22 protein-coding genes are annotated in these 25,052 nt (G+C 65.4%); 8 read left to right on the top strand and 14 right to left on the bottom strand.

What is annotated here, in order from left to right; translation table 11 throughout:
• Positions 1-51: 51 nt before the first annotated feature.
• Positions 52-2,814: a collagenase gene (locus tag C1O66_RS12250; RefSeq protein WP_102768135.1), complete on the top strand. Its 2,763-nt coding sequence runs from the start codon at positions 52-54 to the stop codon at positions 2,812-2,814.
• 116 nt (positions 2,815-2,930) lie between these two features.
• Here the strand turns inward: C1O66_RS12250 and C1O66_RS12245 are convergent, their stop codons facing one another.
• A complete protein-coding gene (locus tag C1O66_RS12245; protein ID WP_102768134.1) occupies positions 2,931-3,380 on the bottom strand; it encodes an RrF2 family transcriptional regulator in 450 nt (149 codons plus the stop codon).
• A 129-nt stretch (positions 3,381-3,509) separates the two neighbouring features.
• Between C1O66_RS12245 and C1O66_RS24090 the strand changes: the two genes are divergently transcribed.
• Both C1O66_RS24090 and C1O66_RS12235 read left to right on the top strand, forming a co-directional pair.
• The gene (locus tag C1O66_RS24090) at positions 3,510-3,893 is read left to right on the top strand and encodes a hypothetical protein (protein ID WP_207795944.1); all 384 of its coding nucleotides are present in this window, start codon (positions 3,510-3,512) and stop codon (positions 3,891-3,893) included.
• A gap of 60 nt (positions 3,894-3,953) precedes the next feature.
• Positions 3,954-5,180, top strand: coding sequence for a globin domain-containing protein (locus C1O66_RS12235; protein ID WP_102768133.1), 1,227 nt, complete (start codon positions 3,954-3,956; stop codon positions 5,178-5,180).
• Positions 5,181-5,248: 68 nt separating this feature from the next.
• On the opposite strand, the gene C1O66_RS12230 is transcribed toward C1O66_RS12235, so the two are convergent.
• Entirely contained in the window at positions 5,249-5,938 is a 690-nt protein-coding gene (locus C1O66_RS12230) for a hypothetical protein (protein WP_102768132.1), read from the bottom strand.
• A gap of 433 nt (positions 5,939-6,371) precedes the next feature.
• Here C1O66_RS12230 and C1O66_RS12225 point away from each other — a divergent pair, with 433 nt between their 5' ends.
• The 3 genes from C1O66_RS12225 (at position 6,372) to C1O66_RS12215 (ending at position 10,626) form a co-directional block, all read left to right on the top strand.
• Positions 6,372-7,853, top strand: coding sequence for a hypothetical protein (locus tag C1O66_RS12225; RefSeq protein ID WP_133155193.1), 1,482 nt, complete (start codon positions 6,372-6,374; stop codon positions 7,851-7,853).
• Positions 7,854-7,862: 9 nt separating this feature from the next.
• A complete protein-coding gene (locus tag C1O66_RS12220) occupies positions 7,863-9,593 on the top strand; it encodes a GMC oxidoreductase (RefSeq protein ID WP_102768130.1) in 1,731 nt (576 codons plus the stop codon).
• Positions 9,594-9,849: 256 nt separating this feature from the next.
• Positions 9,850-10,626 (top strand): substrate-binding periplasmic protein, encoded by a 777-nt coding sequence (locus tag C1O66_RS12215; protein ID WP_165794582.1) that lies wholly within the window; start codon positions 9,850-9,852, stop codon positions 10,624-10,626.
• A gap of 246 nt (positions 10,627-10,872) precedes the next feature.
• Here C1O66_RS12215 and C1O66_RS12210 read toward each other — a convergent pair whose 3' ends face one another.
• Positions 10,873-11,919 (bottom strand): hypothetical protein, encoded by a 1,047-nt coding sequence (locus C1O66_RS12210; RefSeq protein ID WP_102768128.1) that lies wholly within the window; start codon positions 11,917-11,919, stop codon positions 10,873-10,875.
• Between the two features lie 37 nt (positions 11,920-11,956).
• On the bottom strand, positions 11,957-12,136 hold the full coding sequence (locus C1O66_RS12205) for a hypothetical protein (RefSeq protein WP_102768127.1): 180 nt from the start codon (positions 12,134-12,136) through the stop codon (positions 11,957-11,959).
• 424 nt (positions 12,137-12,560) lie between these two features.
• Here C1O66_RS12205 and udk point away from each other — a divergent pair, with 424 nt between their 5' ends.
• Positions 12,561-13,202, top strand: coding sequence for a uridine kinase (gene udk / locus C1O66_RS12200; RefSeq protein ID WP_102768126.1), 642 nt, complete (start codon positions 12,561-12,563; stop codon positions 13,200-13,202).
• 68 nt (positions 13,203-13,270) lie between these two features.
• On the opposite strand, the gene C1O66_RS12195 is transcribed toward udk, so the two are convergent.
• Together C1O66_RS12195 and C1O66_RS12190 are read right to left on the bottom strand one after the other, a co-directional pair.
• Positions 13,271-14,074, bottom strand: a complete 804-nt coding sequence (locus C1O66_RS12195; protein WP_102768125.1) for a substrate-binding periplasmic protein — start codon at positions 14,072-14,074, stop codon at positions 13,271-13,273.
• A gap of 192 nt (positions 14,075-14,266) precedes the next feature.
• The gene (locus tag C1O66_RS12190; protein WP_102768124.1) at positions 14,267-14,566 is read right to left on the bottom strand and encodes a hypothetical protein; all 300 of its coding nucleotides are present in this window, start codon (positions 14,564-14,566) and stop codon (positions 14,267-14,269) included.
• 170 nt (positions 14,567-14,736) lie between these two features.
• On the opposite strand from C1O66_RS12190, the gene C1O66_RS12185 reads away from it, so the two are divergent.
• Positions 14,737-15,537 (top strand): helix-turn-helix domain-containing protein, encoded by an 801-nt coding sequence (locus C1O66_RS12185; protein WP_102768123.1) that lies wholly within the window; start codon positions 14,737-14,739, stop codon positions 15,535-15,537.
• Positions 15,538-15,651: 114 nt separating this feature from the next.
• On the opposite strand, the gene C1O66_RS12180 is transcribed toward C1O66_RS12185, so the two are convergent.
• From C1O66_RS12180 to C1O66_RS12150, 8 genes are all read right to left on the bottom strand, one after another.
• Positions 15,652-16,644 (bottom strand): DUF4062 domain-containing protein, encoded by a 993-nt coding sequence (locus tag C1O66_RS12180; protein WP_102768122.1) that lies wholly within the window; start codon positions 16,642-16,644, stop codon positions 15,652-15,654.
• A gap of 176 nt (positions 16,645-16,820) precedes the next feature.
• Positions 16,821-17,144, bottom strand: coding sequence for a nucleotidyltransferase domain-containing protein (locus C1O66_RS23690; RefSeq protein ID WP_133155192.1), 324 nt, complete (start codon positions 17,142-17,144; stop codon positions 16,821-16,823).
• Complete coding sequence (locus tag C1O66_RS12175) at positions 17,128-17,421, bottom strand: hypothetical protein (RefSeq protein WP_133155191.1); 294 nt, start codon at positions 17,419-17,421, stop codon at positions 17,128-17,130. The genes C1O66_RS23690 and C1O66_RS12175 overlap by 17 nt, the downstream gene beginning before the upstream one ends.
• A 28-nt stretch (positions 17,422-17,449) precedes the next feature.
• Complete coding sequence (locus C1O66_RS12170) at positions 17,450-18,046, bottom strand: hypothetical protein (RefSeq protein WP_133155190.1); 597 nt, start codon at positions 18,044-18,046, stop codon at positions 17,450-17,452.
• A gap of 509 nt (positions 18,047-18,555) precedes the next feature.
• Positions 18,556-20,433 carry a uracil-xanthine permease family protein gene (locus C1O66_RS12165; protein WP_102768119.1) on the bottom strand — a complete coding sequence of 626 codons (1,878 nt, stop codon included), beginning with the start codon at positions 20,431-20,433 and terminating at the stop codon, positions 18,556-18,558.
• A gap of 12 nt (positions 20,434-20,445) precedes the next feature.
• On the bottom strand, positions 20,446-22,092 hold the full coding sequence (locus C1O66_RS12160) for a Na/Pi symporter (protein ID WP_102768118.1): 1,647 nt from the start codon (positions 22,090-22,092) through the stop codon (positions 20,446-20,448).
• Between the two features lie 23 nt (positions 22,093-22,115).
• Positions 22,116-22,460 carry an STAS domain-containing protein gene (locus C1O66_RS12155; protein ID WP_102768117.1) on the bottom strand — a complete coding sequence of 115 codons (345 nt, stop codon included), beginning with the start codon at positions 22,458-22,460 and terminating at the stop codon, positions 22,116-22,118.
• Between the two features lie 49 nt (positions 22,461-22,509).
• On the bottom strand, positions 22,510-25,047 hold the full coding sequence (locus tag C1O66_RS12150) for an ATP-binding SpoIIE family protein phosphatase (protein ID WP_102768116.1): 2,538 nt from the start codon (positions 25,045-25,047) through the stop codon (positions 22,510-22,512).
• Positions 25,048-25,052 lie beyond the last annotated feature (5 nt).

Below are 25,052 nucleotides of genomic sequence, written 5' to 3'. Positions count from 1 at the left end.
ACGGCCTCTCGGCCCTTGGGCATATCCCCACAACAACGGAGACAACCAGCAATGAAAACCCACCATCTGGCCGGCGTCAGCCTGGCCTTGGCGAGTTGCCTGAGCCTCTCGGCCCCGGCCCAGGCCGCCCCGCAAGGAGCGGCGCTGCCCGCGTCCCATCTGGCCCCCCAGCCCAGCCTGGATGCGGAGCGAACCCCCGCCCGCAAGCCGCTCAGCGCCAAGGACCGCGCGCCCACGCCCAGCTCCCTCGACCATCTGCGTGACCACCACAGCCGCGATGCGCTGCGCAAACCCGCCGCCAAGACCGGCGCGGCCACGCTGGCAGCCTGCGACACCAGCATCTTCACCCGCAACTCCGGCTGGGCCCTGGTCGATGCGATCCGCGGCAGCACGATGGAGTGCGTCAACGAGACCTTCGGCTTCACCGGCAGCAATGCCCGCAGCGCCTTCAGCGAGGCGCAGATGCGCAGCGTGGCCGATGGCCTGCGCAGCTATGCCGCCAGCTACCCGGGTAACAACAGCCAGGGCGCGGCCAATCTGGTGCTCTACCTGCGCGCGGGCTACTACGTCCAGTACTACAACGCCGGTGATGTGGGCAGCTACGGCCCGGGCCTGAAGACCTCGCTGCAAGGCGCGCTGGACACCTTGTTCAACAACGCCAACATCTTTCAGAACAGCGATGCCAACGGCGAGACCCTGTCTGAGGCGGTCATCCTGATCGACTCCTCGGTGCAGAACGCCCGCTACCTCTGGGTGGTGCGCCGTTTGCTGAACGACTACAGCGCCAGCTGGAACAGCTCCTGGAATATGCGCAACGCCGCCAACAACTCCTTCACGGTGCTGTTCCGCGGCCATCAGGAGACCGACTTCCAGCAAGCCGTGCAGAGCGACAGCTCCACCGTCTACGCGCTCAGCGATTTCGCCAGCCGCAACTGGAATCTGCTCGGCACCGGCAACGCCTTCCTGACCAAGAACGCCTCGCGTGAGCTCTCGCGCTTTCTGCAGTACGCCAGCCTCAAGCCCACGGTGCGGCCGCTGGTGCAGGGTCTGACCACACGCAGCAGCCTGAACACGCCCTCGGGCGGCATCTGGGTTGGTTTGGCCGACATGACCGACTACTACGATGCCGGCAACTGCAACTACTACGGCAACTGCAACTGGAAGGCCCGCACCGAAGCGGCCATCCTGCCCCTGCGCAAGACCTGCAGCCCCAGCCTGACCCTGCGCGCCCAGTCCATGACGGCGGCCGAGCAGACCAGCACCTGCAGCTCGGTGGTGAACCAGGAAAGCTACTTCCACGACAAGCTGCAAACCAATCGCCAGCCCGTGGCCAATGACTTCAACAGCAGCCTGGAGCTGGTGGTCTTCGACAGCCCCAGCGACTACGAGGACTACGGTGGCGCCCTGTTCGGCATGGACACCAACAACGGCGGCATGTACCTCGAGGGCGACCCGGCCGCGGCCGGCAACCAGGCCCGCTTCGTGGCCTACGAGGCCGACTGGCTGCGCCCCAGCTTCCAGGTCTGGAATCTGAACCACGAGTACACCCACTACCTCGATGGCCGCTTCGACATGTACGGCGACTTCAGCGCCAATATGACGACGCCGACCGTCTGGTGGAGCGAGGGTCTGGCCGAGCATGTGGCGTACTGCTACCTCAACCAGCGTTACGACGCGGCGCTGAGCATGGCCGGCAGCTACACCTACACGCTGAACCAGCTCTTCGACACCGACTACGGCAACCAGGACCGCGTCTACCGCTGGGGCTATCTGGCCGTGAGCTTCATGATGGAGCGCCACCGCGCCGACGTGAGCACCTTGCTGAGCTTCTACCGCAAGGGCGACTGGACGGGCGCGCGCAGCTTCCTCAAGAGCACCATCGGCAGCCGCTATGACGCCGAGTTCCGCAGCTGGCTGGGCACGGTCAACACCAACGGGGTGAACTGCGCCAACGGCACGCCGCCCGCTAATGTGGCGCCGACTGCCGGCTTCACCTTCAGCACCTCGGGCCTGACGGCCAACTTCACCGACACCTCGACCGACCCCGATGGCAGCGTCGCCAGCTGGGCCTGGAGCTTTGGTGACGGCAGCAGCTCCACCGTCAAGAACCCGAGCAAGACCTACGCCCAAGCCGGCACCTACACGGTCACGCTCACGGTCAAGGACAACAAGGGTGCCGCCAGCAACCCGCCCAAGACCCAGCAGGTCACGGTGAGGGTCGCCAGCAACCAGGCGCCAGTCGCCAACTTCAGCTGCACCGCCACGGGCCTGACCCTGAACTGCACCGACAGCTCCAGCGATGCCGACGGCAGCGTGGTGAGCTGGGCCTGGACCTTTGGCGACGGCAGCAGCTCCACGGCGCGCAACCCGAGCAAGACCTTTGCCGCTGCCGGCACCTACACCGTCACCCTGACGGTCAAGGACAACGCCGGTGCCAGCAGCAACCCGCCCAAGAGCCAGAGCTTCACCGTGTCCACCAGCACGCCGAATCTCTGCCCCGGCCGCAGCGATCAGATGAGCAATGGCTGCGTGCGCGCGGGCCTGGCCGGTGCCGCGGGGGATCTGCGTTACTACTACATCTACGTGGACAAACCCAATGTGCAGCTGAGCATCCAGACCAGCGGCGGCAGCGGCAACGCCGACCTCTACGTCAACACCCAGGGTTGGGCCAGCCCGAGCTCGCATAACTACCGCTCCACCAACAGCGGCAACGCTGAAACCGTGGTGGTACCGGTCTACACGCCGGGCTATATCTACCTGACAGTGAGCGGCAAGACCGCCTTCAGCGGGTTGAGCTTGAGCACCCGCTACTGAGCCTCAGCTCCTGCGCGGCGCCTCGACGGCACCGCGTGAGAGGGCAGTTATGAAAAGCCAGCGTGCCGAAAAGGCCGCTGGCTTTTCTCTGTGATCAGGGGCTGCCCTGCCTTGGCTCAGGCCGAGCGCGGTGCGGGCCGGGTCGGCGCGTGCATCAGGCGCCACTGCGGTTTGCCCACCAGATCGGCCAGGTTGACGGCGTCCAGTTCGGCGAAGAAGGCCTTGAGGGCGCTTTTCAGCGCGCCCTTGAGCCGGCAGTTGGCGCCCAGCACGCATTGGTTGTCTTCGCCAAAGCATTCCACCAGCACGGGCTCGCCTTCCATCTGTCGCACCACATCGCCCACGCCGATCTCGGCCGGGGCGCGGGCCAGGCGCAGGCCGCCGCCTTTGCCACGCAGGCCTTCGACAAAGCCGCTGCGGATCAGGCCGTTCACCACCTTGGTCAGGTGGTTGCGCGAGATGTCGAATCGCTCGGCGATTTCCTGCACGGTGGCCAATCGTTCCTCGTTGCTGGCGAGGTAGATCAGCACCCGCAGGGCGTAGTCCGTGTGCTGGGTGATTTGCATGCGCCCATGGTAGACCAGGGCCGAATGGCCTATCTCGGGGCGATCAGCAATAGCCCTGTTGGATTCAGGCTTCAAAGATGCATGCAAAATGCATCTTATAAATTCAAACCCAAGCCAAGAAAGACCACCATGTCATCGCTCGCACTCTCGTATGCCCCCAGCTCTGCCCTGATCTCGGTCGCACCGGCCCGCCGCCTTTCACGCGTGTCCGCGCTCGTGGCTGCCGCTCCAGCCCCCGCTGCGGCCGCTGCGCCCGCTGCGGTCGCTGGGCCCAAGGCCGCCAACGCGCCGGCCTGGGAGGCCCGCCGTGTGCTCGCCTGGTCGCGCCAGGCCATGGGCTATTCGGCCCTGGTGGTGGCGGCGGCCGTGGTGCTGGCCTACCCCCTGGCGCACAAGCTCTCGCTGCCGGCGCAAATCGTGGCCCACCTGGCCATTCCGGTGGCGGCCGGCGTGTTCAAGCTCGGCTATGTCGCCCGCCTCGCTGCGCAAGAAGCCCTGGCGCGCGTGGCCTGAGCCCGGCGCCGCCTGCAGCACCTTCAAGCCTCCGTTTCCTCTCACAAGCTCGACACTCTCATGCTCTCCACCACCGCACGCCCCTGGATCGAAGCCACCTTGCCCGTGGTCCTGGAACATGGCGAAGCCATCACCCGGCACTTCTACCAACGCATGCTCGGCCAGCACCCCGAGCTGAAGAATCTGTTCAATCTCAGCAACCAGTCACAGGGCGAGCAGGCGCAAGCCCTGGCCCGTGCGGTCTACGCCTACGCCGCGCACATGGACCAACCGCAGCTGATCGCCCCCGTGCTGGAGCGCATCGCCCACAAGCATGTCAGCCTGGGCATCACGCCGGCGCAGTACACCATCGTCGGCCGTCACCTGCTGGCCAGCATCGGCGAGGTGCTGGGCGCGGCCATCACGGTCGACATCGCCAGCGCCTGGGACGAGGTCTACTGGTTGATGGCCTCCGAGCTGATCGCCCGCGAAGCGCGGCTCTACCAGGAACGCCACTGGGCCGTCGGCGGCGCCTGGCCCGAGCTGGAGGTCTGCGATCTGCACGCCAGCAGCGAAGACACGCTCAGCCTGACCCTGCGCGCGCCAGACGGCAGGCCGCTGCCCGATTTCATCCCCGGCCAGTACCTCAGCGTGGCGCTGCCCCTGCCCGAACTGGGCCTGAGCCAGATCCGCCAGTACAGCCTGTCCAACCGGCCTGGCGAGGGCGTCTGGCGCATCACCGTCAAGCGCGTGAGAGGCGAGGCGTCGAAGGAGGGCGAGCCGGCGGGCCGCCCCGACGGCCTGGTCTCTACCCGCTTGCATGAGCAGATCCGCGTGGGCGACTGCTTGCGCGTGGGCCTCACGGCGGGTGACTTCCAGCTCCGCCCGGGCTTGCAGCCCGTGGTGATGATCAGCGCCGGCGTGGGCATCACGCCCATGGTGTCCATGCTGCAGCACATCGCCCACAGCCAGCCCGAGCGGCCACTGTGTTTTGCCTATGCCGCCACCAGCCCCGCTCACTATCCGCTGCGCGAAGAGGTGGAGTCCACCCTGGCCCGCCTGCCCCACATGCGCTACCAACTCTGGCTGGAGCAGGGCAGCCAGCGCTGCCCCGGCGCCGTGCCCGGGCGCATGGCTCTGGACGGCCCGCACGACCTGGGCCCCTGGCCCGCCGATGCCGACTTCTACCTCTGCGGCCCCCTGGCCTTCATGCAGGCGCAGCGCCGCACCCTGCTGTCCCAGGGCATCGAGCGCAGCCGCATTCACTACGAGGTCTTCGGGCCTGATCTCTTCGGCGATCTGCCTTGAGCTCAGGCGGTCTCATGCAAGCGCCATGACCCCGATGGGCCGCGCGCCCCGCGGGGCATCGGCAGGGATCAGCCGACGCTCGTGCGTCGCCCCGCCCGCAGCAGCATGAGGCCCACACCGGTGAACCAGACAATCTGGGTGATGCCGAAAACGGCGCCAAGATCGCGAAGCGGCGGCAGCAGGGTCAAGACACCGCAGCTGCCGCACAGCAGGCCCAGCCAGGCCAGTGCGGATGCGCGTGATTCCCGCAGCCCGGCGATCGCCAGCAGCAAGACCCAGGCCCCGCCCACCACTTCAACCCCGCCCCCCAAGCCGCGCTGGAAGATGGTCAGCATCTGCCAGACAGTCATGGCTAAGGCGGGATCCTTGGCGTGCAGGGTGGCCACGGCTGTCAGGCCCACGCTGGAGAGCATGCCGCTGGCGATCACCAGGCCTGCCCAGATGTAGCCAAACGGCGAGGCCACACGCATCAGCGCTTCATTGCCCGATGCGCGAAAGCGTTCGTGCAGCGCGGAGCTGAGCAGCACCAGCGCCAGGCCGAAGGCGACATACACCAGCAGGTTCACGGCCTGAAATGCAGCCTGCCGCTCCAGCACAAAAGCCAGCCTGCGAGCCGCATCCCAGCCCTCGGCCTGCTCGGGTTTGAGCCAGGTCGTGATGGCCGCAAAGCCAACGATATAGCTCAGCGCCTCGAACAAGGCCGCCCCGCCGCCCCAGATCCACAGCCGCTTGTGCCTTGCGTGTGCCTCGGTGTTCATGTGCGCCCCTCTCGCGCCCGACTTGGATCCCGGGCTGCGTCCTGTCCTGATGGTTGAAGGAACCGATGGGCGCGCACGATCACATGGCGCCCCAGTTCAGCGGCCGCATCTTGGCCGCCGGCCAGGCGCCGCGCGACGGTGCCGCGACGAACCGTCGAATCGCTGGGATGGGTTGCATCCGCCACGCTGCGCCGCACGGTGCGCACGTTATGAAGAGAAAGCCGACATCCGCTTTGGTACTCGTGGCTGCTGGCTCCGTAACTAATCACGCCGAGGCCGGCTCCCGAGATCGGGGCTGCGTGGCTCAATACATGGCCGGCAGCAATGCAAGAAAACGCATGTGCAACGCTCGGCATCCCCAGGTGGCGTTCGAGCCGCTACAGGCTTGACCCCGTCGCCTCCTTCCCCGCATCAACAACAGATGGAGAAGCAGATGATGAAAGCGTTCAAATCCTTGCTGTGGTCGGCTGCCTGCAGCCTTTTGCTGGCTGGCCCGGCCCATGCCGCGCCCAACACCCCGTTCGCTGACAACAACGGCACCGTGGTGCCGCCGAATCAGTACAGCGGTCCCTTCTTCAAACTGAGTCATGACTACCCGGCCACGGCCCCGGTGCCCGCCATGCCCTGGCGCAAGGCCATCAACAACGGCCGCATCAGCACCCGCAATGCCAGCGCTTACGCCGAGGCCCTGAAGCAGGCCGTGGGGCCGGATATGCGAGTCTTGATTGAAGACTACGCCAACTGGAATGCGGCCCAACGCGGTTGGTACAACGAGCCCTGGATCGGCAATCTGCGCGAACCCATCCACGGCATGTATGTCGGCAGCCAGGAGCTGGACGCGTCCTTGTTCGCCAAGAGCGGGTTGACCAAGCCCATCACCACCTACGTCCTGACCTATTACGACCGCACGGCAGCCCCCACGCTCTACAACATCTGGGGCAAGACCGCCATGCAGCCCAATATCAACGCCCGCAGCACGCAGTTTGCAGAAGGTTCGGTGGTGGTCAAAGCGTCGTTCATCACGGCCGAAGGCAAGGTCTGGCCGGCCATGGAGGGGGCCCTGAGCTGGCCGCTCTACATCAGCGTCGATGCCAGCACCAATCCACCGCCGGACTACACCGCCAGCCCGCCGGTGCTGATCAAAGCCTCGTTCATGCAGTTCGACATCATCGTCAAGGACAGCGTCTCTGCGCCTGCGACGGGCTGGGTGTTCACCACCCTGGTCTACGACAAGCGGCTGAAGCGCGGCCCCAACGGCATCTGGGATCAGATGGTCGTGCTCGGTGCGCAATGGGGCAATGACCCGCAGGCCAAGGACCCCAGCAACCCACGGCCCAAGCTGCTCGAAAACTGGAACAACCCGGCCGCACCCTTGTACGGCGGAGAAACCTTTGGCTGGGGCGAGCGCCTGTCCGGCCCCAACGATGGCGCCATGAACGACTTTGCCTACAGCAGCGGCACCAACCCCGGTACGCGCGACACGGCCGCAAGCCGTGTCAAGGCCGATCAACTCAAGGTCGGGGCACCGGTCTATGTCACCAATGGCAAGAACTCCTCATGCATGAGCTGCCACAGCACGGCGCAATGGAACCCGAAGAACCCATCCTTGGGCATGGATTCTTTCCTCTTGCCCTTGCTGACGCCGCGGCCGCAGCTGCCACCGGGATGCAGCAACGCAAAAGACCCCTGCGCTAACTTCCTCAACTCGCCCCCTCCGGGCTCTCCTTTGTGGATGAAGTGGTTCCAGAACCGCAAGGGCGATGTGCCGATGGACAAGGGCAGCATCGCTGCCGACTTCGACATGGTGCTGACCTTCAAATCCCTGCCCGCCTGGTATCAAGCCACGCAAGGCAAGCCCCACCAGTTGCTGTCGACGGACCGCAATGGCCGGGCTTATCCAAGCACCATTCGTTGAGGTGATGCCATGAGCCACAACTACCAGCGTTTCTTCGCCCGCCAAGCCGGCAGCGCCCCCGCGCCCTCAGCCCCGGCCGGCATCTCCCTGGGCTACCCGGTGCCCGGCCCGCAGAACACGGATGTCAACGAGATGGCTGCGAAGGCCTTCTTTGCCAGCTCCGCGCAGTGGGCCCAGATCCAGCAGCAGGCCTTCGACTTCATCGTCATCGGCACCGGCCCCACCGGTGTGGCGTTCATCGAGCAGGCGCTGCGCAACAAGCCGCAGGCCAGGATCCTGGTGCTCGAGCGGGGCGGCTTCGTCCTGCCTGTGCATTACCAGATGCTGCCCGTGGCCTTCCAGGCTTTCACCGGCTCGCCGCCCACCACCTACCCGTGGACCCGCAGCACGCGCATGAGCAGCACCGGCCCGGCCTTCTTCCAGGCCGGCTACATCCCCATCCTGGGTGGGCGTTCGACCTACTGGAGCGCCTGGTCGCCGTCTCCCACGCCGGATCTGATGCGCGATTGGCCGCAGGAGCTGGTTCAAGTCACGCTCAAGCCGGGCTTCTGGGAGCGCGCCCGCGGCTTTCTCCAGGTCACCTCGATGGACCGCATCGACGATGGCGTCTACGGCAATCTGCAAGCCCAGCTGGGCTGCCGGCTGAAGGACAACTTCAAGCGCTTCGTGCCGTCGGCGCAGAACGCCTACCCCGCGCCCATTGCCGTGGCCAACCCGGATTGGCAGACCGTCAAGTTCTACAAATACTCCACCGTGGGCACCTTGCTGGCTTTGCAAGCCAGGCAGAGCAGCTTGGCCGCGCAGGGGCAGGGCGCCGCGCTGCCGATCGTGGACCACTGCATCGTGGAGCGCCTCCTCCACGACGAGCAAGGCACGGTGACGGCGCTGCTCACCAGTCGTGGGCCCTTGGCTGTGGCCTCTGCCAAGGTCATCCTGGCCATGGGCACCATCCCGCCTGCCACGCTGCTGATGAACTCCTTCGGCCCGCGCTTGCCCAAGGCCGGCCAGCGCTACACAGGGCATTTCATGTCGCATGTTACGGCGAGGGTCCGGCGTTCGGCCTTCAAGAACGTGGCGCCGCTGGAGCTGGGCGCTTTGTATCTGGATGGCAAGGACGCGCAGGGGCAGCAGTACCACGTGCAGGTCAGCGCTTTCGCTTCCACCGATGCTGCGCGCGACCTGAGCACCATTGCCCACGAAGCCCCAGACGCGGCCGCCGTGGCCACGCCGCAGCAGCTGCAAAGCTCCGAAGACCACATCGTGTTCGTCTGCGCCACGCTGGGCGAGGTCAGCGAGAAGAACGCTGACAACTGGATCCGCCTCGACGACGGGCCGGACCCGACCAGCAACATCACCCTGCAGCTGGGTCTCAGTGAAGCCGATCAGCGCCTCTGGGACACCCTCGATGAGGCCACCTACCAGACGCTGGATGCCCTGGTGTCCAGCGACGGTGTGACCCCGACCGTCGAGTACTGGATCGAAGACGGCGCCAGTGCGGGCAGCTGGAGTGCACTGCGCCCTCCGCAGTCGCAGATCCGGCTCAACATCATCGTGCACGAGGCCTCGCCCTTGTGGATGGGCGCGGACCCGGCCGACTCGGTGGTGGGCCTGGACTATCGGCCGCATGGCGTGAGCAATGTCTACCTGACCGGCGGCGCCATCTTGCCCACCTCCGGCTCCTGGAACCCCACGCTCACCCTGTGCGGCTTGGCCCAAGACCTGGCCGACCGTTTGAGCTGAGGCCCGGCTTCAGGCCCGGTCACGTCTCGTCCCGCGCAAAGCGGTCATCGGCGTCCGGCGATCGGCTGTGCATGCGGCGGCGCCGCCGGCACAGCTTCACCCGCCGCAACTCGCCATGCTCAGCTCCATGGCAGCCGCTGGGTCGGCGGTCTGTTCAAAGAAGCGCATGCCGGACCTTGCGGGCTTGCTGCGGTGGGTCGACAAGTCTTGTGGAGAGGATCAGAATGGATTTGCAACCCGACCGAAGGAAGCTGCCATGCCCCGAGTCGACCGCTGGCTGCGCGCCAGTTTGTGTGCGGTGCTACTCGCCTGTTCGGGTCAGGCGGTTCATGCCAGTGATCTTTTGGGCGTGACCGAAGACGTCCCGCCTTTCTCGTACCTGGAGGACGGCCGCTACCTCGGCCTGGCCAACGAGGTTTTGGATCGCATCGTCAAGCGCAGCGGCTTGCGAATTCAGCGCGCCATTCAGCCCTGGGCTCGCGCGCAGATCACCGTTCAGGGGGTTCCCAACAGCATGCTCTATGTCACCGTTCGCGCCCCTGCACGAGAGAAGCTCTATCGTTGGGTGGGCCCGATTGATGACTGCGAGATCGCCGTGCTTGCTTTGGCCAGCAGCGGACGCAGCTTCACGCCGTCCACTCCGGACGGGCAGGTTCTTCGTATCGGTGCGGTGCGCGGTTCGCCGGCCGGCAAATTGCTCAGGGAAGCGGGTGTGACAGAGCGCAGCATCTACAACACCCCGGGCAGTGAGACCTCGGCCAAGATGCTCTACGTCGGCCACCTGGACATGATTGCCGGCCTGACGCTGCCCTACGCATTTCAGGCCGCGAGGGCCGGCTACGATCCCAGTCAGCTGGTGCAGGTGCATGTGTTGCACAAGGGCCTTGGCTGCTATTTCGCGTTCAACCTCAAGGTGGACGACGGTCTGTTCAGTCGTTTCGAAGAGGCCTTTGTCGCGATGCAAGCCAGCGGTGAGCTCAAGACCTTGCGGGAGCAGTACCTGCAGACGCCAACGCGACGGGCCGCGCGCTGAGCCGGTCCGCAAGACCGAGCGGCGCGACAAGCCAGGGCCAAGAGCCGGCAACCATTGGCGCGCCTTGTCTCGCTCGGGTGCTGAAGTTGGCGATCGCCTCTGTCGGGGAGCTTGGGCAAGACCGGCGATTCAATACCCGAGGGACTTCATCGATGCATCCGCGAGGCCGGAATGGCTGCCGAACTCACACCGAGTTCGGCGAGTCTGCGGAGGATGATGGAGTTGCATCCCTTCCGCCGAGCGGTCTCAGCGCGACCAGGGTGCCGCTGCGGCTTCCGCCAGGCGCTGCTCGCCCATGGCGCGCAGGCTCCATTTGAGCAAGCGGTCTTGCGCGTCGAACAGCAGCACCAGCTCCAGCTCCGGCGTGGGGCTGGTGCTGGCATCGGCTGCGGGCCAGCGACCCTGCGTGTAGAGCACCACCCGCAGGCCGCTGTCATAACGCATCATCCCCTGGTCCTTGCCCAGCCGGGCCTTGATCTCGTCCCACAGGCTCAGCTCGCCAGCCTGCAGGCTGCGGGCCACTTCGGGCAAGGGGCCGGGAGCTTGCAGCAGGGCCGGGTCGAGGGGCGCGGTGGCGGCGTCCTTGTCGATGCTTTCAAACTCCACCTGGGTGTCGTCGGGCCAGGCACTGTCGCCCAGGGGCAGGCGGTAGAGCTGGTGTCGCAAGCTGTAGCTCCAGTCGAACACGGGCAGGCTCAGGCCTTCCAGATGGCCCATGCCGCCCAGCGCCATTTGGCTGAGCTGCTGCACCCGCTGGCCGTGCTTGAGCCGGATGCCGAACACCGGCGCATCGGCAAAGCTGCTCCAGCCAAAGCGGCTGCTGTCGCAACCATTGAGCAGTGGCTTGAGCAGGTGGATGAACAAGCCGCCCGGCCCGGCCGTGCGGGCCATGCCGCTGAAGAAGCTGGCTCGGCATTGCAAGCGCAAATCGCCCAGGCGGCGCAACTGCGGCGTGCTACCTGGCGTCCGAACATCGGCCCGCCAGGTGACCTTGCCATCACGCAGGCGGCTGTGCAGCTCGGTGCCCGGCTCCAGCGTCCGCCAGGCCTCGTCCAGCGCAAAGCGGCCGTCGGCCTCCAGCGCAATCGGCAGCGCGCCCTGCGGCGCCAGCAGCACCAGATCCACCAGCCGCGAGGCCTCCGCCTCCTTGCGCCCGAACACCTTGAAACGCAGCACACCCTCGGGCGCCAGGGCCCGCTCGGCCAGAAAGATCTGCTCGGCCTTGAGCAGATGGCTCAGGGTCTTGGCATCCCGCGCCGCTGTGCTCTGGCCCTGCACGGCGACGGGGGCCATGGTGGGCAGGGGCTGCGGTGGCGCTGGCGGGGTGAACTCAGACGCTGAGGCGGAGGATGCCGCGGGCTCGGCCGATGCCGATGCCGATGCCGATGTCGATGTCGATGCAGGAGGGGCGGCAGGCTCCGCGCTTGTTGAGGCCAGGGCCGCCCCCGTCAGAGCGGCCATGCAGATGGCTGCGCCTGTGGCCCGCCAGGCCCAGTGCATGGGGCGCCATGTGGCGGGCTTGTTGTACGTGGCAGAAACGGCGGTGCTGCAAGGGCGGAAGCTCGATCGCATGGGGCTTGGCAGAAAGGCAAAGGGAATGAGAAGGGGAGAGAAACGCGGCGCCCGAGGGCTCGACCAGCTTCAGCGCCTGGCTCCATCAAAGCCAGCGCGCGGCGGCATGCTAGCGATTCGGGTGGCCCGTTGGCGCCCAGCTGCGGCAAATGGCTGAATGGGCGCGGCGAGCGGCGGCTCGGCTTGCACGGGCGGGCAGGGCGGGCAGGGCGCCACGGTGGCGGGCGCCGCTTCTGGCCGAAACAAGGCGCTCGGCCTCGCCCCTCTTAAAATCGAGCATTCCCCGCCTCGCATGCTCGCTTGCCCGCTGCAAAGCCGAGCCCCGTCTCTTTTCCTTCCATCCTCTCCTGCAGTACCCCCTCATGCCCAAAACTACCCACAAACCTTTCGTCATCGGTGTCGCAGGCGGCAGCGGCAGCGGCAAATCGACGGTGACTCGCCAGGTGGTGGCTGCCATCGGGCCGGAGAACGTGGCGGTGGTGATGCAGGACGATTACTACCGCGACCAATCGCACATGCCGCCGGAAGACCGGCGCAAGCAGAACTACGACCACCCGGATGCCTTCGACTGGCCGCTGATGACCCAGCACCTGGCCGCCCTGCGCAAGGGCGAGGCCATCGCCATGCCGGTGTATGACTTCGCGGCCGACAACCGCTCCAGCGACACCATCACCGTGGCGCCTGCGCCGGTGATCGTGGTCGAGGGCCTGTTTGCCCTGTACGACACCAAGCTGCGCAACATGATGTCGCTGAAGATCTACGTCGACACCGCCTCGGACGTGCGCTTCATCCGCCGGCTGCAGCGCGATATCTCGGAGCGGGGCCGCAGCACCGAGTCGGTGGTGACCCAGTACATGGACACCGTGCGCCCCATGCACAAGCAGTTCATCGAGCCCACCAAGCGCAACGCCGACGTCATCCTGCCCCACGGCGCCAACGGCCCGGCGGTGGACATCATCACCACCAAGGTGAGGAGCTTGTTGCAGGAGATGGGGCGGGGGTGAATGAACTGAGGCCTTGGGGACTTCAGATTCAAGACCTGACCCTCAGGCTTCAGGGAGCTGCCACGGTCTCAGCGGCTGCAAAGTTTGGACTGTGCCGGCGGGTTCATTGAGGCATACATCGCTTCAAAGCGAGTCTGCTGGCCTTGCACCCACTCGATCTGGGTCGGCTGTTTCATGAAGGCCGTCACTTTTGGCAACACACCCAGGTGCTGGGAGCGCTTGGACATCTGCATGAACAGCGGGCCGCCAACCACCTTGCCAGGCAGCAATCGCAGTTGAGCTTCGCAGCCTGTGGCGCGAATCTGTTGCTGGCCCGCGTGCCTTGCGGTGACCACGGCGTCGAGCCTTCCCAGCAAGAGCTTCTGCAGGTTGTGCGCTTCGCTGAGCGCAAGATCGAACTGAGTATGCCGAGCCAGATAGGCGTCGAACTCTTCCCCGAAACTGACCCCGCGCCCCATGCCGATGCGCAGCCCGTTCAGGTCAGCCCGGGATCTGTAGACCAAGCTGCTGTCGCGGCGCACGATGAGCACCGCATCGTTGTGGCCGACCGGAGGCTCCATCATCACCGCGTGCTCCAGCCGCTTGTCGTTCACGAATCCGCACAGATTGACGTCAACCTCACCGGTTTCGACCATCCGCAGGCAACGCGCCCAAGGCATGGGTGGCTCCACCTGGAGCGTCAGCCCCACCGCAGCGAAGGCCCGCCGCGCTGCGGCCACGCAAACGCCGGTCAGCTGGCCGTCCTGATCCCAGCTCATGGGTGGCGCGGCCGGGTGCCCACAGGCGCGCAGCACCGGTTCCTTCGCGCTGCTGTGCTGCGCCCAAGCGACCAGGCACATCAGCAGCAGCAGAACTGAGCGGAGCGGCATCATCGAAGCATGATACCCAGCGAGCACGGCGCGGGCTCACAAGCTCGTCGGGGTCAAAGATGGGCTGACGCCGGTCGCCGCGTGCAGTGACTTGATACCCGGCGCAGGGGAATTCGATGCGCAAGGGTCAGGTCTTGCGGGGAGCTCGCTCAGGCAAGGATCTTGGCGGCTTCAAACTGAATGAAAGCTTGACCCTCAAACCCCACGCTCGCGGCTACGGCGCGCGGTGATGAAGTAGAGCAAAGGCCCGAAGGAGCCCACCACCAGCGAGAAGATCGCCCAGGGCCAGAACGGCCGCCCCTGGGCCTGCGCGTCGCGGCGCATGAAGACCAAGAGCAAGGCCATGACGATGATCAGATCGGCCATCACCTGCCAACCCTCGGGGATGCGCAGCAGCACCTGCACCAACTCCAGGACCCCGCCGGCATGCTGCACGGCGTAGGCGCTCAAGGCGCTGAAGAGCAGCAGCACGACGATCAACACGGGCTTGTTCATGGCTTGTTTTCTTCCTTTCTTGCTTGCTTGCTTGCAGTCAGAAGTTGAATGAGTAAGAAGAACAAGGCCAGTGTCCGAGCCGCGCACCAGCGCCGCAATTACCTCGCAGGTCATTGATAAGAGAAGAGAGCAGAAGAAAAGAGGCGGCCGCGCTGTGGTGGAATCCGCTCATGCTCGCCGCCAGCCCCTCACTTCGCGAAACCCTGCAAAGCGCACGCAAGGCGCGCCGCATCAGTCAACTGGAGCTGGCCTTGCGCCTGGGGGTGAGCCAGCGCCATGTGAGCTTTGTCGAGAGCGGGCGGGCCCAGGCCAGCCGTGAGCTGCTGCTGGCCTGGTTGCAGGAGCTGCAAGCGCCGCTGGCCCTGCGCAACACCGCCTTGCAACAAGCCGGCTTTGCCGCCGCCTACAGCGGCAATGAGTTGGGCGCGGCGGTGCTGGCGCCGGTGCGCGAGGCCCTGACGCTGATGCTGGCGGCCCATGACCCGCTGCCCGCCATGGTGATGGACGCCGGCTGGAACATCTTGCAAATGAACCAAGGCGCCCGCTGGATGGCGCTGACGCTGATGCCCTGGCTGGCCGAGCAGCCACCGGGCCAGAGCCTCAATATGCTGGACCTGCTGCTGCACCCCGAAGGCATGAGCCGCCACATCAGCAATCTGGACGAAGTGGCCCCCGCCATGCTGGCCCATCTGCGCGACGACGCCTCGGTCGTGCCCGAGTTGCAAGCCCGTGTGGAGCAGTTGGCGGCGCAGTTTCAAGCGCGCCTGGGCGGCCAAACGCTGGCGCCCTGGACGCGCCAACTGGCCCCGGTCTTGACCACCCGCTTCGCCACCGTCCACGGCGAGCTCGCCTTCTTCAGCATGTTCTCCACCTTCGGCACGCCGCAAGACATCACGCTGGCCTCGCTGCGGGTGGAGCATGTCTTCCCGGCCGACGCCAAAACCCGTGCGGTGCTGGAGGCCGCGGCTTGATGAGTAGTTTTAGGGCCTGACCATCAGGCCTTGCTCATGCGCGCTTGACCCTCATGTGCGCTCTCAGTTTAAGACCTGACCCTGGTGCCGAAAGGTATCGGCTCGAATGAACGGTTAGCCGTCCTTGCGCACCGCACGTAGTTGCACCATTGTCTGCGTCCCCTTATTGGTCAACGACCAGAACAATGCCATGCCACCCTTGACTGTGCTGGTGTATCTCAGATCGATGAGCCCCAACGCTTGTAGCTGGATCTTGAAGGTCTGAAACGCCTGATCTTCAATCTTGGTGTCGTAAGGCTTTTTGCCTTGGAGACCAAGAATTGACTTTGCCAACTCAATTCGCACAAGTCTATCGCTCGGATGCTCTATGAGGTGCGGGCCGATGAGAGCGAACATCTGACCGAAAGTCAGTTTTGATGACCAATCGAAGTACTGGCCGTCGTACCGCATTTGGTACGTCCCCGATAGACCGAAAATGACGTCAAGACCCGCAATGTTCTGGATGGTTTGCGATGGTTGCATTGCGACTGAACTGAGTGCAGCCTGTAAGTCGGCGTTCTTCTTGCGGAGTTCGTTGATCTCTTCTAGCACTTCAGTGGAAGCTGCTGCGTTACCGCGAACCCAACCTGCGGATGGGTAAGTCTTTATGGTCTTCGACAAGCTGAGAGAGACGATGCCAGGTAGCTCTTCGGCTGTTCGCCAGTACTTGACGAGCCGGCCCTGTTGAACCTTTTCGCGGAACTCCTCAAGTCGTTTGCTCAGCTCTGCGTCCTTGTCAGTCTTGCCGACGGGAATGCTGTCAGGCTCTTGATGCAAAAGAGCAATGACCTTCAAGCCCTTGGTGATCGCGTACTCGTACTCCTTCTCCGTGTAGCTAACACCTTCAGCAGTCGTCGAGCCATATCGACCGCCGATGATCAAGAGGTAGTAGTCGCAATCGTCGATTACCTTCTTGATGAACTCGAACTGATCTTCGTCGGCGGCTGGAAACAACTCCATTCCAGAAGGAATGCAGTCCATCTCCATCAAAGTTTGGATAACGCGACTGCGTTCCTCACGAAGATCAGCATAGGTAGAGCTGACAAACACTTGAAAGCGTTTATTCATACAGGCAGGCAATTGAGGCTGGGTTTGAGGCAGGGAATGTGAAGGTAAGACAACGCGGGGTCATAGGCAACGCGGGGTTAGGTCTTAAATCGTTAACAGCAGAAGGGTTGGACCAACGATTAAAGACTTGACCCCAGGGTAACTTGCAGGCTTTTCGCTAGGCCGCAGGCTTCTGGCTAGGTTCCTAGATTGGCTATGGGGACTTGATGTGAATTCGCGAGAAGCATTTTGATGAAACTCGACTCGTTCTTGATTTCATCTGCTGACAAAAATATCGCATGCAGTGGGATAGTGAACTCGAGGGCGAAGAGGGCCTCTACTTCACGTCTCCACGTTGCTGCGCCAGCCGCCCAGCCGCTGCGGTAACAGACGAGAACGTCGACATCATTTGCTGTTGGCACGCCCTGGGCATATGAACCGTACACCCAAGCGTCAGTGATTTGCGGAGCCTGAAGGGCGCTGGCAAGCCACGCAATCACGCGGTCAATGTCCAGTGCCAAGCTCATCGATTCGATGGCCAAAGGAACCAAAGCTATGAACTTCAATTCCGAGGCGGTTCGCCTCGCGCCTTGCCGCTTCGCCAACTTTGTCCCAGTTGTTGTAGAGCAAGAATTTTGCAGCAGGGGTGTCGGCGGCCTCCCTGACTTCGGCCTCTCCGACGATGTAGTCGGTTGACATGTATACCAAGGCCGTCCCGCCAGCAGCGGTTCGGATAGTTGCCTTCTTGTCGTCATGCATGTCGAAGGAGCGAAGTCGACCTTCAGTCTTGAAACGCATGAGTGCATTGAATAACGCCATACAACTTCTACTTTCTCTGAGAATAGACTCGCGTTAGGCTCGACTTAAGCTCGGCGCGGGATTGCTTCACTACGTCGTATACGGACTTCGGAAAGGGGAAGAGTCTGTATGCTTCATAGGCCTCTTGCTTGAATACCTTGTACGCGTGGGCGTGGGTCAAAAACTCAAGGTAAATCGATTCGTCGTCGCTGGGTGTCAGATAGTGCAGCTGTCCCTGGATGATCTCGCAGATTCGCAGGTTGTTTGGAACAACTACCTCCTCAGACAGCTTACGCCAAACTTCAGCAGTCTCTTCGTCGTTGAACAGACCGTTGATTCGAGCGGCCGACGTCGGGCCGATCCTCTCAAAAATGGCTTTATTGGCGGAGAGCAAGGTATAGACGGGGTCGTAGAAAGAGGTGAGTTGCTTTAGCTTGTACTCCCTCGCTTCCTTGCTGATATTCGTGGAGTCAGTCAGCCGTGACGCAAGCCGTGCTTGAGCGCGCGAGGAGAGCACTGAAACGATCAGACTCAAGATCGATATTGCGGCCGCTAAAGCAGCGGCAATCAATGTTGCCCAGCCTTTATCTAGCGACGAAAGAACAGCGGAGACTAAGGGAGGCATTGTGTGGCGCCTAACGTGTCTTCATAACGGGCATTGCGCACTTGGGGGCAAGTGTTTGAATGCGTGGAATTTTTCTAATGAATTGATGTTTCTTGCTGCATTTACTCCCCTGGCAATAGCGGGCCCAGTTACAAACTGCATCAGGGTGAATAGCTGAAAGATTCAGCACTCAATGTTGCCAGCATTGATAGGGGCGACGTTCAGAGTTGGGCGATATCTAACTTGGTATTTACCCGGTGAGTTGCCAGGCGACACGAAGCAGGATCAGCCCAAGCCCAAGCCCAAGCCCAAGCCCAAGCCCAAGCCCAAGCCCAAGCCCAAGCCCAAGCCCAAGCCCAAGCCCAAGCCCAAGCGCGAGCGCGAGCGACTGGTACGCATTCAAGGAAAAGAGACTGGTCTTGTAAGTCCAGCCGCTTCGACAATTGCCAAAGAATGTTCAGACTCGGCCGGCCGCCGACAAGGTGGTGAGACGGTTTGACAGCGGCTTCAGTGACTTTATGAGCCCGCCATCAATGATCAAAATGCAATTTCAACACCGCCTGCCCCGCACCCAGGCTTGCGCTGCTGAGCTTGTCGGCCAGGTGGCGGATCAGGACGCCGGAGACGCGGGCCATGGCGGCGTCGAGCTGGCGTTCCATTTCAGCGGCATCGTCGGCGTCGGTGCTGTCGATGTCCATCAGCGCATCCAGATCCAACGGCGCTTCCGTCGTTACAGCTGCGCCCGCTGAGCCATCGCCCACCGCAGCAGCCGATCCCCCCACCCGCAGCGGCTCACCCTCGTGCAGCAGTTCCAGGTCGAAGTTGAATTCATCAAAGCTGCCGCGTATCACCAGCAGGCGGCCGCCGCCGGCGGCCTGAATTGCTTCGCTGGCTTCCAGCGCGGCCAGGGCGGCGCGGCGGACGATGTCCATGCGGGCACCCCAGGCGGCGCCTTGGCGTTCGACGAAGGCGGTGAGTTGGTGGTTGATCGAGCCCTGACCAGTGCCTTGGCCCGGATCCAGCTCGCAGCTGGCGCGCAAGCGGGTGCCGAGGCGGAACAAGAGGTTCAGGCTCATCACGCAGACGCCGGTGACCACAAAGCCATCGCCGGCCAGCATGGCCACGCCCTCGGGCAGGCCTTGGCTGAGCCCGGGCATCAGCATGGTGGCCAGGCCGGCGCAGAGTGACAAACCGACCATGAAGATGCCGCGGCTGTCGAGCGCGCGGGTGGCGATCATTTCGATGCCGGAGACGATCAGGTAGGCGGCGGCATAGAGCGAGATGGCGCCCAGCACGGCCTGCGGGATGAGTGTGAGCGCCATGGTCAGCAGCGGGCTCAGGGCCACCAGCAGCAGCAGTGCTGCGCAGGCCAGGCCGATGTAGCGGCTGCTGGAGCCGGTGGCGTGCACCAGGGCGATATTGGCGGAGCTGGGCGCGGTGGGGAAGCTCCCGAACAGGCCGCTCAAGAAATCACTGGCCCCATTGGCGCGGATGCCGCGGCCCACCATCTGCATGTCGGCGCGGCGCCAGTCGGCGTTGTCGGTCTTGTCCATCACGATCAGGCAGCCGATGTTGTCCAGCTGGTTGAGCGTGGCGATCAGCACGATGGCAAAAATGATCTCGGGGCCGAGATTGAAGCTGGGTGCAATCGGCTGCGGCAGGGCCAGCCAGGGCGCGCTGTGCAGCCACTCCAGGCCCAGCAGTCGGTCGCTGAGCGCGGCGATCAGCAGGCCCATCAACAAGCCCGCCAACACACCCAGCAGCTTGAAGCGCCGCCCGCCCCAGACCGAGAGCACGACGATGCTGGCCAGGGTGGCGCCCGAGATGAGGGCGCTGATACCGTCGATCTGCAGGGTTTGCAAGCTGCCGGCGACCTGGGCCGATTCATGCACGCCCAGCGCATTGCGCATGGCTGGCTCCACCAGCCCCAAGCCGCCCATGCAGACCACCGTGCCCACCACGGTGGGCGGGAAGAGGGCGCGCAGATGGCGCATCAGCGGGCCCACGCAGAGCGTGACGCCGGCGGCGATCAGGCTCACCTGCACCAGAGAGCCCAGGCCGTAGCTGGCGATGGCCGCGCCGGCCACGGTGATCATCATCGGGTCGGGCTGGAAGACCAGCAGGGTGCCGCTGCCCCAGCGCCCGCCCCAGGCCTGCAGGGCCGTGCCCATGGCCATGCCCAGCAGGGTCATGGCGACGATGGAGTGGGTTTGCGGCAGGCTCAGGCCCGCGATCTTGCCAGCGGCCAGCACATGGGCGATCAGGGCCAGCACCGTGGCCGCATGTTGCAAGGCCAGCAGACCCAGGGCGCCGCGCGGCGGGCATTCATCGGCCGCGTAGATCAGCTCGAAGGGCCGGCGCACCGGCTTGGACGGGGGCAGCCAGCGGCTCAGAGCATGGTGGATCAAGGTGTGGGACTCTCAGGTCTTGGTGGAGGGCTCGGTGGCCATGGCCGTGATGGGGCTGTCCAGCAGCAGCACATAGCGCCGCGCCAGCCAGACACAGCGTTCGAACACGGTGGTGGCGCTGAACACGGCCTGGCGCAGGCCGGCTTCCAGATCGCTGCCTTGCAGGCGGCGGCGGATGCCGTCCATCAGCTCCGAGCGGTCGTGGGTGAGGCTGCGCAGCAGCTCCAGGTCTTCGGCGTCGGGCTGGGCGCGGGCGGCGGTTTCGGCCAGGGCCTCCAGCATCAGGTGCAGGCTTTGCACCAGCTGGTCCAGCAGCTGGGCCACGGTGGCGCGGCCAGCTTCATCATCCCCGCCGCTGGCCACCTGGGCGGCCTGGTGCAGCTCCACCAGCGATTCCTGCAGCGAGGCGAGCAGGCGGTTGCGGTCGCGCAGCACCATGCTGCGCTCCAGCACATCGCGGCTGCGCTGGCGGTCGGCCAGCTCCACCAGGAACTGCTCGCAGAGCTGTAGCACCTGGCTCTCGGCGGCCTGGCGCTGGTCCGCCGAGGTCAGGGCAGCGGGTGCGTCCTGACGCAAGGCGTCGAGGTAGGCGGGCAGGCAGGCGAGCAGGCGCTGCTGCTCCTTGTCTGCCAGCAGCAGGGCGGTCTCGGCTTCGTCCAGGGCCTCGTCGTGCACGAAATGCGGTTTGCTCAGGTTCTCTTGCAGCGAGGGCGCGGCCCAGGCTTCCAGCCAGCGCAGCGAGGGCGCCTCCAGCGCGCGGCTGGCCAGATCGCTGAGCAGCTGCACCACCATGTAGAAAGCCGCCAGTCGCGCCGGCAGGCCCATCTGGAACTGGTCCAGCAGGCGGCCGAAGGGGTCGTCCAGCAGCCAGCGGTTGCAGGCGTAAAACGCGAGCGTCAGCAGCAGGCCCTGCAGGCGCAGCAGCACCTGGAACAGCACCAGCTGGCGGGCGCTGCCCTGCAGGCGGCCGGCCAGGCTCCAGGCCGAGGCGGCCGAGCCCAGGCCGGCGCCCATCACCAGCATGGCGCCGCCGTTCCAGCCGATCAGGCCGCCTGCCGCCAGGCTCATGGTGATGACGACCACGGTGGTGGACGACTGCGCGGCCCAGGCCACGGCCGCGCCGATGGCAAAGCTGGGCAGCAGCCAGACGCCCAGCTCGCTGATGTGCAGGCGCAGCCAGGGCTCGGTGCGCAGCAGGGCGGCGCCGCTCTTGATGAAATCGGTGCCCAGAAACAGCAGGCCCAGGCCCAGCAGGGCGCCCACGGCATGGCGCCAGCGGGTCGATTGGTCGATCTGCCGGTAGTAGGCGATGCCGGTCAGCCCGACCAGGCACAGGGCCAGGGCGTGCAGGTCGATGGCGGCCACCAGGGCCAGCATCGAGGTGCCGAGGTTGGTCCAGCGGATGATGGGAAACGCGCGCTTGCGGTCCATGGCCCCAGCGGTGACCAGGGCCACCAGCACATGGATGACGGCGTTGACGCTTTGCATCACCGCGCCGGCCAGCAGGCCGAACAGGGCCAGCGAGCCCGGGCCGGTGACGGCGCGCGCGATCAGCTGGCGCAGGCGGCGGCCGATCACCTGGCGCAGATTGCTGCTGATCAGGCGAACGCCGATGAAGAACAGGCCCAGCCCGGCGAACAGGCTGATGAAGATGCTCATGGAGGAACCGTGTGAATCCGCAGTCAGGCGTTCAGCTGGCGCAGACCCTCGGCGCGATCACTCACGCTATCGATGATTTTGAGGAAGCCGCTGATCTCGAACACCTCGCGCACATGCTGGGGCAGGCCGCAGAGCAGCAGGCGGCCCTGCGCCTGCTTGGCGCGCTTGGCCGCCATCAGCACCACGCGCAGGCCGGCGCTGGAGATGTAGTCCACGGTGGCGAAGTCCAGCAGGGCACGGGCGCCGGGCGTGGCGAACAGGTCTTGCACGGCCAGCTCGAATGCGCCGGCGGTGGCGCTGTCGATGCGGCCCTTGAGTTGAACCAGGCGGGCGCCTTGTTCATCGCTGCTGTGGTGTTCGAAGCTCATGGGGGTGTCTTTCTTTCGGTCGAATTTGGGGTGGCGCTGAGAGGCAGCGTTAGCGCTTGAGAGTCTTTAAGAGCACGATCAGGTTGCCGCTGCCGTCGTAGAAGGCGCGTACCTCGTCCATCATGGTTTTGACCATGTGCACGCCCAGGCCGCCCACTTCGCGCGCTTCGACGCTGGCGTCGAGGCTGGGGGCGGGGGCTTCGACAAAGGGGTCGAAGGGCGGGGCGTCGTCCTTGAGGATGATTTCCAGCCATTCGTCCGAGCGAGAAAGCCGCACATGGATGGGGCGGTCGGGGGCGCCGTGCAGGCCGTGCTGGATGGTGTTGGTGATCAGCTCTTCCAGGCAGAGGTTGACGGCAAAGGCCAGGTCGGGGCGCTCGGCCAGGGCCTCGTCCACGGCCTCGGCCAGGGCGGCGATCTCCTCGACGCGGCTGTCCAGGCGGTACTCCAGCAGCAGGGTCTTGTTCTTCAATTCCAGGGGGGCATGGCTCACGGTCAGAGCTCCTCGGGCTTGTGGGCTGGCGGGCGTGTCGGTGGTGGAGGGAACGAGCAGGGCGGTGGCGGCTTCGCCCTGCGGCTTGCGGCAGAGCAGCAGGGCGGTCAGGTCATCGCTGGGCTCGGCGCCGCCGACGAAGGCGGCCACATCGCGCACCAGGCTGGCCAGCTTGGCGGCGGCCTGCGGCTCGCGGCTGCTGCGCAGCCAGGCGATCAGGCGGTCGTCGCCGTAGGCCTGCTCGGCGGCGTTGAAGGCTTCGGTGATGCCGTCGGTGTAGAGCAAGAGGGTGTCGCCGCAGGCCAGGCGGGCATGCTGGCGGCTGTAGCTCATGCCGGGCAGCACGCCGAGGGCGATGTCGCGCGGGCAGTCCAGGGCCAGCACCTCGCCCTGCGCGGTGCGCAGCAAGGGGGCGGGGTGGCCGGCGCTGGCGTAGGCCAGGCTGCCGTCACGCGGGTCGTAGATGCAGTAGCAGGCGGTGACGAACAGCTCCATCGGGTTGCGCCCGCTGAGCATGTCGTTGGCGCGGGCCAGCACCTCCTCGGGGCTCAGCTCGTCTTGTGCCAGGTCTTGCAGCACCGTGCGCGACACCGCCATGAAGAAGGCCGCGCCCACGCCCTTGCCCGCCACATCGGCGACCAGAAAGCCCCAGCGGCCTTCGGACAGGGCGAAGCAGTCATAAAAATCACCGCCCAGCTCGCGCGCCGGGTGCATGCAGGCCTGCATGGAGAAGTCGGCCGTGTCGGGGAAATGCTGGGGCAGGATGGCCTGCTGCATGTCGCGGGCCGACTCCAGCTCTTCCTGCACACGCAGGGCGGCCAGGTGCAGCTGGTCGTTCTTGTCGGCCAGCTCCAGGGTGCGCTGCTGCACCAGGCGCTCCAGTTCGCGCTGGCGCGATTCGTTCTGCTCGCGGATCACATCGAGCAGGCGCCCGACCTCGGAGGCCACGGTGTTGAAATTGCCCGCCACCAGAACCAGCTCGTCCTGCGTGTCGATGCGGATGCGGGTGTCCAGGCGGCCGGCGCAGAAGTCTTGCGTGCCCTGCGAGAGCTGGCGCAGCGAGCGCAGGGTCGAGACATAAATGCCGGCGAAGAGGTAAGCGATCGCCGCCATGGCCCCCACCAGCAGCGCACCCACCTGCCACTGGCTGCGGCGCAGCTGGGTCAGGCGCTCCTGCAGCAAGGCATCGGCCTGCACGGTGCTGGCCACCAGCAGGGCCTGGGCCTGGGCGAGGTTGGCGCTGGCGATGGGGCGCAGCTCGGCCAGAGCTTGCGGCGTGTCCAGCACCTTGTCGACGGCGTCCTGCTGGCGCTCGATGCGGGCCAGCAGCTCATCGAGCTGGGCCTGCAGGCCGGCGCGGTCGCCCGGCGCCAGCAGCTGTTGCATGCCGGCGCGCAGGGCCGGCGTGGCCTCGCTGAGCACGACCTGGGCGGCCACGGCATAGCTGGCCATGCTGTCGCTGGACAGGGCCAGCGCGTCCTGCTGCTTGGCCAGGGTTTCCATCAGCAGGGGCAGGCGATGGCTGAGCATCTCAAAGGCCGCGTCCAGCGTCGGGTCGACATTGAGGCGGTGGGCGCGGGCGCTCTCGCGCATCAGGGCCAGCAAGGCATTGATGGTGCCGGTGTGGGCGGCAAAGCGGCGCTGGGCGTCGTCGTCCTGCGCGGCCAGGTCTTGCAGCTGCTGCCATTGCTGCTGCAGGCGCTGGGCCAGGGCGGGCAGGGTGCTGGGCAGGGCGCTGTTCGGCAAGGGCGGCGCGGCCGCCCAGTCCAACAGGGCTTTCAGTTCGGCGGGGGTGGCCTGGCTGTCGCTGCGTTCCGCCTTGAGCTCGCCGCGCTGGCGCACCAGGGTGTTGAGCACGGCCGCCTGTTGCGCCAGGGCGGCCAGGCCGCGGCGTTCCAGCTCGGCGCTCTGCGCGTCTTGCCCGGCCTTGCGCAGCAGGGGCCAGCTCAGCAAGGCCAGGGCCAGCAGCATGACCGCGCCGACCAGCAGGAACTTGCGCGAGAAACTCAGCCGCCCCGACAACCAGCTGGCCGGCGCCAGCAGGCGCAGCCAGGAGGCCTGCTCCAGGCCGGGGTCGGTGGCGGCGGCTTTCATGGCCG

The organism is Paucibacter aquatile (genome assembly GCF_002885975.1).
GTDB classification, from domain to species: Bacteria; Pseudomonadota; Gammaproteobacteria; order Burkholderiales; family Burkholderiaceae_C; genus Paucibacter_A; species Paucibacter_A aquatilis.
This window is presented reverse-complemented; position numbering and strand designations above follow the sequence as displayed.

Bases quoted from the DNA above. Each gene is read 5' to 3' on its own strand.
- C1O66_RS12250 (WP_102768135.1), top strand. From the start codon at position 52: ATGAAAACCCACCATCTGGCCGGCGTCAGCCTGGCCTTGGCGAGTTGC.
- C1O66_RS12245 (WP_102768134.1), bottom strand. From the start codon at position 3,380: ATGCAAATCACCCAGCACACGGACTACGCCCTGCGGGTGCTGATCTAC.
- C1O66_RS24090 (WP_207795944.1), top strand. From the start codon at position 3,510: ATGTCATCGCTCGCACTCTCGTATGCCCCCAGCTCTGCCCTGATCTCG.
- C1O66_RS12235 (WP_102768133.1), top strand. From the start codon at position 3,954: ATGCTCTCCACCACCGCACGCCCCTGGATCGAAGCCACCTTGCCCGTG.
- C1O66_RS12230 (WP_102768132.1), bottom strand. From the start codon at position 5,938: ATGAACACCGAGGCACACGCAAGGCACAAGCGGCTGTGGATCTGGGGC.
- C1O66_RS12225 (WP_133155193.1), top strand. From the start codon at position 6,372: ATGATGAAAGCGTTCAAATCCTTGCTGTGGTCGGCTGCCTGCAGCCTT.
- C1O66_RS12220 (WP_102768130.1), top strand. From the start codon at position 7,863: ATGAGCCACAACTACCAGCGTTTCTTCGCCCGCCAAGCCGGCAGCGCC.
- C1O66_RS12215 (WP_165794582.1), top strand. From the start codon at position 9,850: ATGCCCCGAGTCGACCGCTGGCTGCGCGCCAGTTTGTGTGCGGTGCTA.
- C1O66_RS12210 (WP_102768128.1), bottom strand. From the start codon at position 11,919: ATGGCCCCCGTCGCCGTGCAGGGCCAGAGCACAGCGGCGCGGGATGCC.
- C1O66_RS12205 (WP_102768127.1), bottom strand. From the start codon at position 12,136: ATGGCGCCCCATGCACTGGGCCTGGCGGGCCACAGGCGCAGCCATCTG.
- udk (WP_102768126.1), top strand. From the start codon at position 12,561: ATGCCCAAAACTACCCACAAACCTTTCGTCATCGGTGTCGCAGGCGGC.
- C1O66_RS12195 (WP_102768125.1), bottom strand. From the start codon at position 14,074: ATGATGCCGCTCCGCTCAGTTCTGCTGCTGCTGATGTGCCTGGTCGCT.
- C1O66_RS12190 (WP_102768124.1), bottom strand. From the start codon at position 14,566: ATGAACAAGCCCGTGTTGATCGTCGTGCTGCTGCTCTTCAGCGCCTTG.
- C1O66_RS12185 (WP_102768123.1), top strand. From the start codon at position 14,737: ATGCTCGCCGCCAGCCCCTCACTTCGCGAAACCCTGCAAAGCGCACGC.
- C1O66_RS12180 (WP_102768122.1), bottom strand. From the start codon at position 16,644: ATGAATAAACGCTTTCAAGTGTTTGTCAGCTCTACCTATGCTGATCTT.
- C1O66_RS12175 (WP_133155191.1), bottom strand. From the start codon at position 17,421: ATGCGTTTCAAGACTGAAGGTCGACTTCGCTCCTTCGACATGCATGAC.
- C1O66_RS12170 (WP_133155190.1), bottom strand. From the start codon at position 18,046: ATGCCTCCCTTAGTCTCCGCTGTTCTTTCGTCGCTAGATAAAGGCTGG.
- C1O66_RS12160 (WP_102768118.1), bottom strand. From the start codon at position 22,092: ATGAGCATCTTCATCAGCCTGTTCGCCGGGCTGGGCCTGTTCTTCATC.
- C1O66_RS12155 (WP_102768117.1), bottom strand. From the start codon at position 22,460: ATGAGCTTCGAACACCACAGCAGCGATGAACAAGGCGCCCGCCTGGTT.
- C1O66_RS12150 (WP_102768116.1), bottom strand. From the start codon at position 25,047: ATGAAAGCCGCCGCCACCGACCCCGGCCTGGAGCAGGCCTCCTGGCTG.